The sequence below is a fragment of the Streptomyces sp. NPDC037389 genome, assembly GCF_040636475.1.
GTDB classification, from domain to species: Bacteria; Actinomycetota; Actinomycetes; order Streptomycetales; family Streptomycetaceae; genus Streptomyces; species Streptomyces hesseae.
The window spans coordinates 285,969-296,225 of record NZ_JBEZUS010000001.1; the positions used below are offsets into that span (position 1 = coordinate 285,969).

Sequence of the window (10,257 nt, forward strand, 5' to 3'; positions counted from 1 at the left end):
GAGCCCTTTCCCTGTCAGCGGGCCTGGCCGCCGTCAGCCGTCCGTGAGCCGGAGTGGCTGGTTGAACTCGGCCCTTCCCGTGTTCAGCAGTTCGGTGAGAACGCCCGTCTCCTCGTTCCTGCCGAGGAGATGGGCGATACCACCCGTGCGGAGACCGAACCCGGTGGTCTCGGCGCAGGCCCAGCCGCTGAGCACCTTCTTCGGTGGGGCGAAGGTGCCGTTGCCGTTGCCGGTGAGGAGCTGGAGGTTTCCGACGCTGTCCTTGGCGATGAGGTCGGGCTTGCCGTCGCCGGTGAAGTCGCCCGCCGTGGCCTGGGCGAACTTCCACCCCTTGAGGAGGAGCCGAGCAGGCTCGAAGCCGGCTTTGCGGCTACCGGGCCAGAGACGCAGATCGCCGTCGCTGTCGCGGGCGATGAGGTCGGGAATGCCATCCCCCGTGACATCGGCTGCCGTGGTCTGGGTGGAGGCCCAGCCGCTGAGCACCTTCTTCGGTGGGGCGAAGGTGCCGTTGCCGTTGCCCGCGAAGAGCTGGAGGTTTCCGGCACTGTCGCGGGCGATGAGGTCGGCCTCGCCGTCCCCGGTGAAGTCCCCTGCCGCGGTCTGGGTGTAGTCCCAGCCATGCACGACCGTCTTCGGGGTGCCGAAGGTGCCGTCGCCTCGGCTGCTGTCGTCGATGTCCTTGTTACCGGGCCTGAGCTGGAGCTCGCCGCCGACGGCGCGGGCCACCAGGTCGGGGATGCCGTCCCCCGTGAAGTCCGCGACGACCGTCTGGGTGGGCCAGGGGGTGAGGGGAGCGAGGGAACGGGCGGGAGTCACGACATCCGAGAGCGCCTGACTTCCGTTGTCGCCGAAGTGCAGGCGGTCGTCACCGCGGCTGTAATAGGCGGCGAAGAGCCGCGTGGGGTTCAGCGGGTCTCGCGTCGCCACGTCGAAGTCCACATACGCGTCGATGTCGTGGGTGGAGCGTATGTAGTCGTTCACCTCCTGCCGCACCTTGTCCTTCGCCGGGCTGTACGCCTTGAAGCCCTTGAACGGGGGGATGGTGGCCACGGTGAACCCGAGCCCCGCCGAGCGGGCGCGGGTCGCGAGCTGCCGGATCCCGGAGATGAGGTCCCGAGCGGTCGCGTTGCCGAACGCGATGTCGTTGATGCCTTCGTAGAGGACGACGGCCTTCACATTGGGCTGGCCCAGGACATCGCGGTCGAAGCGATTGAGCGCGCTCTGGCCGTACTCGGCGGGGTTGCCGTCGGTGAGCACGCGGTTCGCGGATATCCCTGCGTTGACGACGCCCATGGGCTTGTCACGGATCTGCAGGGCGCGCCCGTACGCGTCGGGCCAGCGGCGGTTGCCGTCGACGGTGGTGTGGCCGCCGTCGGTCTGCGAATCCCCGAGGAGGACGACCGTTCCACCGCTCCTCGCCATGACGTCCACGCCACTGAGAAAGGCCCAGTGGGGGAACTTGACGATGAAGCCGGAGTCCGCCGTCTCCATGGTCCGGTCGGCCGTGTCCCCCGGCATGGACATGTAGGAGGTCGTCAGCGCGTACTCGTGAAACGGGGCCGCGCTCACGGGATCAGGGAGATGGATGCTGACCAGTAGGTTCTCGTCGGCCCTCACCGGGAACGCGACCGGGTCACTGTAGACGCTCCCGCCGGGCGCGATCACGGTATTCGTGCTGCCGCCGAAGCTGAGGGGAACCGGCGCCGCCGTCGTCGTGGCACCGCTCGCCTGGCGGGCGATGGTGGCGTGCCCGATGGTGACCGGATCCTTGCCGAAGGTATTGACCAGGTGGATACGGGTGGCGGGGCCGGCGATGCTGGTGTGCACGACCATGCGCAGCGTCTGCTGACCGGTCACTTTGGTCTGTGCGGGAGACGAGGCCGTGGCCATGGCGGTACCCCAGGTCCGGGTCCAGGCGGGAGGGGTCGGCTTCTCCTTGGGGGCGGCCTTGATGCCGGCACTTCCGGACCCACCGAGCACCGCCGTGACCGACCAGACCAGGCCCACGATCACGGCGGCCACGACGCTCACGGTCAGGGGAAGTCTCCAGCGTGACCGCCGGGCCCGAGCCCTGCGCCGCGCACGGCGGTGGCCTGCCATGAATGCTGTCTCCTCGTTGAACTGTGGGCCGTGTGACGGCGGCATGCACGAGGGCGTGAGCATGCCATGAGCTCACGCCCCTTGTGGTTGGGGTGGGATCACCAGCCGCCCATGAGACGGAGCGGGGAGCTGAACGTTCCGTTGCCCAGGTTGAGCCGCTCGTGCAGCACGCCCGTCGTATCGCTCCTGCCGATGAGGTGAGCGATACCGCCCGCGCGGAAGGGGAGAGCGGCGGTTTCGGAATACCGCCAGTCGTCGACCAGCTTCTGCTTCCGACCGAAATCGCGGCCGCCTTCGCCGGGCCAGAGGTAGAGGACGTCGTCCGCGCCCTTGGCGACGATGTCGGGTTTGCCGTCGCCGGTGAAGTCGGCGACGGTGGTCTGGGTGAAGTCCCAGCCGCGCGTCTGGTGCACACCCTCGTCGATTCCGCCGTGGCCGTCCCCCGTCCAGAAGCGGAGACTGCCGTCGGCGTCGCGGGCGATGAGATCGGCCGTGCCGTCGCCGGTGAAATCGCCCGCCGCGGTCTGGGTGTAATGCCAACCGCCGCGCAGCTTCCTCTTGCCGCCGAATCTTCCATTGCCTTCGCCGGGCCAGAGGTAGAGGACGTCGTCCGCGCCCTTGGCGACGATGTCGGGCTTACCGTCGCCGGTGAAGTCACCGGCCGTGGTCTGGGTGTAGTGCCAGCCGTCGGTCAGCGGCTTGTCCAGAGCGAAGGTGCCGTCACCGGCGCTTTTCTGATCGACATCACTGTTGCCGGTGTAGTGGTAGAGAGGCGCCTTCTCGTCGTTCTTGTCACGTGCGATGACGTCGGGGATGCCGTCGCCGGTGAAGTCCGCGACCGTCGTCTGATCGAAACGCGAGGGCACTCGAGCGGGAGCCGGGGCGGGGACGACGGCGTCGGAGAGGACCTGGCTTCCGTTGTCACCGAAGTGCAGACGGTCGTCGCCCCGGTTGTAGTAGGCGGCGTACAGCCTGGTCGGATCCAGCGGGTCGCGCGTGGCCTGGTCGAAGTCCACGTACGAGTCGATGTCGCGGGTGGTGCGGATGTACTCGTTGACCTGCCGGCGGACCTGCTCCTTGGCCGCGCTGTAGGGCCGGTAACCCCGGAAGGGCGGAATCGTGGCCGCGGTGAAGTCGATGCCCGCGGTTCGGGCGCGGGCGGCCAGTCGGTGGATTCCGTCGATGAGATCTGTGGCGGAGGCGCCGTTGGAGATGTCGTTGATGCCTTCGTAAAGGATCACGGACTTCACATTGGGCTGCGCGAGGACGTCTCGGTCGAAACGGTTGAGCGCGCTCTGGCCGTAGTCAGGGTGATCCGACAGCAGGGAGTTCCCCGATATCCCGGCATTGACGACGCCCATGGGCTTGTCACGAGCCTGGAGGGCGCGCCCGTACGCGTCGGGCCAACGGCGGTTCGTGTTGGGCGTGGTGTGGCCGCCGGAGGTCTGCGAATCCCCGAGGAGGACAGTGGTTCCTCCGCTGTTCGGTGCCATGACGTCGATACCGTCGAGGAAGGCCCAGTAGGGAAAGTCCGGCCGGAAGCTGCCCTCGCCGGTCTCGGCGCTGCGGTCCGTGGCGTCGCCGGGCGTGGACGTGTAGGAGGTCGTCAGCGTGTGCTCGTGGAACGGGGCCGTGGCGACGGGCTGCGGCAGGTGGATGCTGACCAGGAGTTCTTCGTCGGCCTTGACCGCGAACGCGATCGGGTCGCTGTAGACGCTGCCGCCGGGCTCGAGAACGGTGCTCTGATGACCACCACCGAAGGTCAGGGAGACGGGCTGGCCGGAGGCCGCACCGCCCTTGGCCCTGTGGGCGATGGTGGCGTGCCCGATGGCCACCGGTTCCTGGCTGAAGGTGTTGACCAGGTGAATGCGGGTGGTGGTGCCGGCGATGCTGGTGTGCACGATCATCCGCAGGGTCTGGCGACCGCGCACCTGCGAGCCGGATCGCCCGGACTCGTCCTTGCCGGGAGGCGCGGGCCATTCCGCGGGCGCGGCGGTGTTCATGGCCGTACCCCAGGTCCTGGTCCAGGCGGGGGTAGCGGGGCCTGTACGGGGAGCGGCCTCCGCGGCTGCCGTCGTAAGTGTCGCGAAGGCAAGGGCAAGCGCGGCGGTCGGCGCGATGGCGGTGACGGCAGCGGATCTCCAGCGAGATCGTCGAACCCCGCTGTGGGCGGCACGAGAGCATGCCATGCGGGCTGTCTCCTTCCATGAGGGCGGACGAACGGGTGCACGGCCGGAGGGGGCGTCGGCAGGTGTGCCGACGCCCCCTCCGGATGATGATCCTTACAAGCCTTCGGAAAGCTTGACCTTGGCGGCGAACAGCCCGTTACCACGGCCGTTCCACAGCCACATGTAGGGAGCCGCAGCGCCCTCGTCCTTGGCGATGAGGTCGGCCTTGCCGTCGCCGTTGAAGTCACCGGCGGTGGTCTGGATGTAGTTCCAGTCGCCGGAGGTCAGGGTGCTGGCACCGCTGAAGGCGCCGTTCTTGTTGCCGTTCCACCGAAGCAGGTTCTTGTTGGCGTCACGGGCGATGAGGTCGGTGACACCATCGCCGTTGAAGTCGGCGGCCACAGTCTGCGTGTAGAACCAGTTCTTGGTGGTGACCTCCTTCCCGGCGCTGAAGGTGCCGTCACCCTTGCCGGACCACATCCAGAGCGTCTTGTCACCGCCCATCGCGATGAGGTCGGCCTTGCCGTCCCCGTTGAAGTCACCGGCCACCATCTGGGTGTAGACCCAGTTGTTGGTCGTAACCGGCACCGGGCGCCCGAAGACGCCGTTCTTGTTGCCCGGCCAGCGGTACAGGTTGTTCTTCGCGTCACGGGCGATGAGGTCGGTGACCCCGTCCCCGTCGAAGTCCGCGCTGACCGTCTCGGTGTAGGACCAGTCGCCGGTCAGAGACCGGGGGGCGGCGAAACGTCCGGCCTTCTTGCCCGCCCATACCGAGAGCTCGCGAGACCCGCTGAGGGTGTACAGGTCCGTCACGCCGTCGCCGTTGTAGTCCCCGGCGGCCACGATGGTCTGGTCGAGAGGCAGACGACTCGTGGTGCCCGCGATCCAGTCGCCGAGGTCGTCGACGCGGGTGTCGACGGCGCCCTTGCGGGTTTCGGACTCATTGCCGAGGCAGCCGCCCTGCCAGGAACGGCTGTTGACGCCGACGAGCTCCTGGCGGCCGCCGACGTCGCGGAAGGCGGGGCCACCGGTGTCGCCCTGGCAGATGACGGCGTCGGCCGACTTGCCGGCGAGTCCGATCGAGGTGTCCTTGACGGAACCGACGGTGAAGGACGCGTAGTGGAGGGTGTCGGGTACCCACTCGTTCTTCGTACGGCCGTAGCCGGTGACGCGCAGTTCCTCGCCCTGGATCGGGGCGCCGGCGGCGATCGCCGCCGGGGTGACTCCGGTCATCGGCTTGGCCAGCCTGGCCAGCACCACGTCACGGTCCTCGCGCGGGACGAGCTGCACGACGTCGAGCACGGCGCCGTTGTCCCGGGTGAGGTCGGTACGGCCGATGGTGGCGGTGGTCTTCAGCTTCGGCGCGCCCGCCGCGATCTTGACGTCTTGCGCGGGATTGTCGGCGAAGCAGCTGGCCGCGGTGATCAGCCACTGTTCGTCGACGAGTGCGGCGGAACAGCTGCGCTCGCCGCCGATGTCGAGCTTGGCCGTGAACTGGAACGAGTCCTTGGCGGTCGCTCCCTCGACGGCCTGGGCGGGGGTCGTGCTCAGGACGGCGGCGGCGGCCGCGCCGGTAGCGACGAGCCCTCTTGTCCACGCGGTGCGCGAACGCTTGTCAAACATGTAGGAACACTCCTGGGAATTTGCGTGGCCTGTGAAATGGGAAGGGCCGCCCCTGGTTGGAGGGGCGGCCCCGTGATGCGAGGTGACTCAGCCGACGTGCTGGAGTCGCCGTTCGGAGTGCCGGTACCGGACTAGTCCAGCCCGTTGTCCCAGACCCGACGCGGGTCCGCGAACGCGTCGCCCTTGCTCGCGAACGACCACAGACCGATCTGGGCGCGTCCGGCCTTGTTCAGGCCGTAGTCGTAGGTGACGGTCAGGTCGGCCTTGCCGTCGCCGTTGAAGTCGCCGGCGATGGGCTCGCTGGAAGCCCAGTTCCAGCTCTCCTTGCCGTTCATCCACGTCGCGGTGTCCCAGACCTTGCGGGGCTCACCGAAGCCGTCCTTGCTGCCGTCGAAGACCCACAGGCCGGTGCGGTTGCGGCCGGTGTCCGCGCCGTAGTTGTAGAGGACGGCGAGGTCGGTCTTGCCGTCGCCGTTGAAGTCACCGGAGGCCAGCTTGCTGGCATCCCAGCTCCAGCTGTCCTTGCCGTTCTTCCAGGTGGAGCTGTCCCAGACCTTGCGCGGCTCGTTGAAGCCGTTCTTGTCGTTGGCCGTGAACCACAGCGCGGTGCGGTTGCGGCTGTCGACGTTGTCGTAGGCGTAGAGGACGGCGAGGTCGGTCTTGCCGTCGCCGTTGAAGTCACCGGAGGCGAGCTTGCTGGTGTCCCAGTTCCAGCTCTTCAGGACGCTGGTGGAGCTGTCCCAGACCTTGCGCGGCTCGTCGACACCGTTCCCGTTGCTCGAGAACGTCAGCAGAGCGCTGCCGTTGCGGCCGTCCGCGCCCTTGCCGTAGTTGTAGAGGACGGCGAGGTCGGTCTTGCCGTCGCCGTTGAAGTCACCGGAGGCGAGCTTGCTGGCGTCCCAGTTCCAGCTCTTCCAGGAGCTGGTGGAGCTGTCCCAGACCTTCTTCGGAGCGTCGAAACGCGTCCCCTGGTTGGTGAACGTGAACAGGCCGGACCGCGTCCGCCCGCCCTCGGTACCGTAGTTGTAGAGGACGGCGAGGTCGGTCTTGCCGTCGCCGTTGAAGTCGCCGGTGGTCAGCTTGCTGGCCTCCCAGCGCCAGCTGTCCGTGCCGCTGTCCCAGACAGAGCGCGGTCCGCCGAAACCTTCACCACTGGCGGTGTAGACCCACAGAGCCGACCGGGAGCGGCCGTCGGGCGTCTGGCCGTAGTCGGTGAGCATGGCCAGGTCGGCCTTGCCGTCACCGTCGAAGTCGCCGCTGGCGGTCACGAATCGCTTGGGCAGCGAGCGGACCTGCAGGATCCAGCCGCCGAGGTCGTCGACACGGGTATCGACCGCGCCCTTGCGGGTCTCGGCCGGGTCGGTGCCGAGGCAACCGCCCTGCCAGGAACGGCTGTTGACGCCGACGAGCTCCTGACGACCGCCGACGTCGCGGAAGGCGGGGCCGCCGGTGTCGCCCTGGCAGATGACAGCGTCGGCTTCCTTGCCGTTGAGGCCGAGGGAGGCCCCCTTGACCGAGCCGACGGTGAAGGACGCGTAGTGCAGACGGTCCGGGATCCACTCGTCCTTCGCGCGGCCGTAGCCGCTGACGCGCAGTTCCTCACCCTGGATCGGGGCGTTGCCCGCGATCGCCACCGGGGTCACACCGGCCACCGGCTTGGCCAGCCTGGCCAGCACCACGTCACGGTCCGCGCGCGGCACGAGCTCCACGACGTCGAGCACGGCACCGTTGTCCCGGGTGAGGTCGGTACGGCCGATGGTGGCGGTGGTCTTCAGCCTCGGCGCGCCCGCCGGGACCTTGAAGTCCTCAGCGGGGTTCTCGGCGAAGCAGCTGGCCGCGGTGATCAGCCACTGCTCGTCGACGAGCGCCGCGCTGCAGCTGCGCTCGCCGCCGATGTCGAGCTTGGCCGTGAACTGGAACGAGTCCTTGGCGGTCGCTCCCTCGACGGCCTGGGCGGGGGTCGTGCTCAGGACGGCCGCGGCGGCCGCGCCGGTCGCGACGAGCCCTCTCGTCCACGTGGCACGTGATTGTTTGATGGACATGCTTTTCCCCCGGGGGGTTGATCACAAAAGCCCGGAGGCGCCGGGCGGTCGGCCCCGACGCCTCCGGTGAACAGGTGTTTATGCGTCGGCTCAGCCGACGAGCTGGACCTCGCCGAGCGGACCCCGGTTGGAGGGGATGCCGCTCGGGTTGACGCCCGGGTAGTAGCTCAGGTCGGTGGTGTCCCAACGAACCAGGATGTCGTTGAGGGGGCCGCCGGGCTTGGTGAAGTTGCCGACGGTGATCTGGGCGGCGTGCGTCCAGTGGTAACCGGCGGGCGTGAGCTGGACGCGGCCGTGGTCGCCCTTGGTGTCACCGGTGGGGAAGATCTGGGTCTGGCCGTCCTTCCAGCGGATCAGCAGGTCGGCGGTCTTGCCGCCGGTGAACTCGCCGGCGTTGATCTGGACGGCGTTCTTGAAGCCGTCGTTCTTCAGCGTGAGCTGGGTTTCCTTCTTCACGCCGTTGACACCGGTGTCGGTGTACATCGACGTGGAGCCGTCCTCCCAGAGGACGAGGAGGTCGTCACGGAGGGCGTTGGCGGAGAAGCGGCCGGAGGTGATCAGGCGGGCGTGCGACCACCAGGAGCCGGGCTCGGCGAGGGTCTTCTCCTCGTGGAAGCCCTTCTCGTCGACGTGGGTGTAGGTGGAGAGCTTGCCGTTGGCCCAGCGGACGGTCAGGCCGTCGGTGCCGCTGTCGCTGTAACGGCCGGCGGTGACGGCTTCGGCGTTCTTCCAGTAGCTGCCCTTGCTCTCGAGCTTGTACTCGGCGGAGAAGGGGTACTTCGGGTCGTCGTGGTCGGCGCCCTTGAAGAGGCTGGCCTCGCCGTCTTCCCAGGCGACGAAGAGGTCCATGCGACGCTTGCTGTTGCCGGCCGGGTCGCCGGTGAAGTAGCCGGAGGCGATGTGCTTGGCGTACTTCCAGTTCGAGCGCTTGAGCAGGTCGCGCGAGGAGACGGACTGGATCCAGCCGGCGATGTCGTCGGTGCGCGAGTCGAGGGCACCCTTGCGGGTCTCATCCTCGTGACCGCGGCAGCCACCCATCCAGGAACGGCTGTTGATGCCGACGAGCTCGTAGCGGCCGTCGATGTCGCGGAAGGCAGGGCCGCCGGTGTCGCCCTCGCAGACGACGGCGTTGTCGGACTTGCCGGTGAGGTTCACCGAGCCGTTTTTGGCGGTGCCCACGGTGAACTGGCCGTAGTGCAGGCGGTTCGGTACCCACTCGTCCTTGGTACGGCCGTAGCCGCTGACGAAGACGTCCTCGCCTTGCGACGGAGCATTGAAGCCCAGGTTTACCGGGGCGATCCCGGTCACCGGCTTTTCGAGCTTGGCCATGACCAGGTCACGGTCCTCGCGCGGCACGAGCTCGACGACCTTCATGACGCTACCGGTGTCACGCGTCAGGTCGGTACGGCCGATGATGGCGGTGGTCGTCAGCTTGGGTGCACCGGCGGCAACCTTGAAGCTCTGCGCGGGGCTGTCGGCGAAGCAGCTTGCTGCCGTGACAAGCCACTGCGACTCGACCAGAGCGGCAGTGCAGCTGCGCTCACCGTTGCCGATGTCGAGCTTGACCGCGAATTGGAACGAGTCCTTGGCAGGCGCGCCTTCGACGGCCTGTGCTGACGCTATGGAGAGAACAGCGGTCACGGCAGCAGTACCGGTCGCGACGAGTCCTCTCGTCCACGCTGTGCGTGAACGCTTGTGAGTCATAGTCTTTCCCCTCAAGGTGATCACAAATGCCGGAGTCGGGTGGTCGACCCGAGGCCCCCTCGGCAAGTCGTTTGCGATCGAAAAACTGTCGGATGTGCTGCGATCAGCTGGTGACGCGGAGCTCGACGAGCATGGAGCGCTGGGAGATGTCACCGGCTTCGCCGAGGGGCTGGTAGTCGTTCGCGGGGGCGTTGACGACGGTTTCCTTGTCGGCGGTGCTGATGGTGGCCTTGACCGGGTGGTCCTTGGTCCACATGCCGAAGGAGTCGTTGAGCTGCAGGGTGACCCATCCCTTGGAGCCGCGGACGTTGAAGCAGTACATCTTCTGGCCGGTGCGGGACTTGACCTGGATGGCGTTGGTGCCGTCGCAGGTGGCGAGGGTGATGTTTCCGTCGCCGCGCTTGAGGAGAATCTGCTGGTTCTGCTGGATCTGGGCGGCGCCGGGGTAGGCGAAGGTCTCAACGGCGAACGGCATGTCGGCGTCTGCGGTCGCCGGGGGCTGCGGGTCGGCGTGAGCGATACCCAGAGTGGTGAAGGCGGCGACAGCCATGGCCGAGCCGACGATGCCGGTGAAGAGTGCCTTGCGGGCACGAGTGATCGCCACGGGTTCCCTCCGGAGG

At 67.8% G+C, this 10,257-nt stretch carries 6 protein-coding genes; all 6 read right to left on the reverse strand.

Annotation, left to right across the window (positions count from 1 at the left end):
• Window positions 1–33 precede the first annotated feature (33 nt).
• The gene (locus AB0E98_RS01465) at window positions 34–2,022 is read right to left on the reverse strand and encodes an FG-GAP-like repeat-containing protein (protein ID WP_361697349.1); all 1,989 of its coding nucleotides are present in this window, start codon (window positions 2,020–2,022) and stop codon (window positions 34–36) included.
• A gap of 176 nt (window positions 2,023–2,198) precedes the next feature.
• Window positions 2,199–4,103, reverse strand: coding sequence for a GDSL-type esterase/lipase family protein (locus AB0E98_RS01470; protein WP_361697351.1), 1,905 nt, complete (start codon window positions 4,101–4,103; stop codon window positions 2,199–2,201).
• A 279-nt stretch (window positions 4,104–4,382) separates the two neighbouring features.
• A complete protein-coding gene (locus AB0E98_RS01475; protein ID WP_361697353.1) occupies window positions 4,383–5,891 on the reverse strand; it encodes an FG-GAP-like repeat-containing protein in 1,509 nt (502 codons plus the stop codon).
• 131 nt (window positions 5,892–6,022) lie between these two features.
• Window positions 6,023–7,933 (reverse strand): FG-GAP-like repeat-containing protein, encoded by a 1,911-nt coding sequence (locus AB0E98_RS01480; RefSeq protein ID WP_361697355.1) that lies wholly within the window; start codon window positions 7,931–7,933, stop codon window positions 6,023–6,025.
• A 90-nt stretch (window positions 7,934–8,023) separates the two neighbouring features.
• Window positions 8,024–9,574: a S1 family peptidase gene (locus AB0E98_RS01485; protein WP_361697357.1), complete on the reverse strand. Its 1,551-nt coding sequence runs from the start codon at window positions 9,572–9,574 to the stop codon at window positions 8,024–8,026.
• Window positions 9,575–9,740: 166 nt separating this feature from the next.
• Window positions 9,741–10,241, reverse strand: a complete 501-nt coding sequence (locus tag AB0E98_RS01490; protein WP_361697359.1) for a hypothetical protein — start codon at window positions 10,239–10,241, stop codon at window positions 9,741–9,743.
• Between the last annotated feature and the right edge of the window lie 16 nt (window positions 10,242–10,257).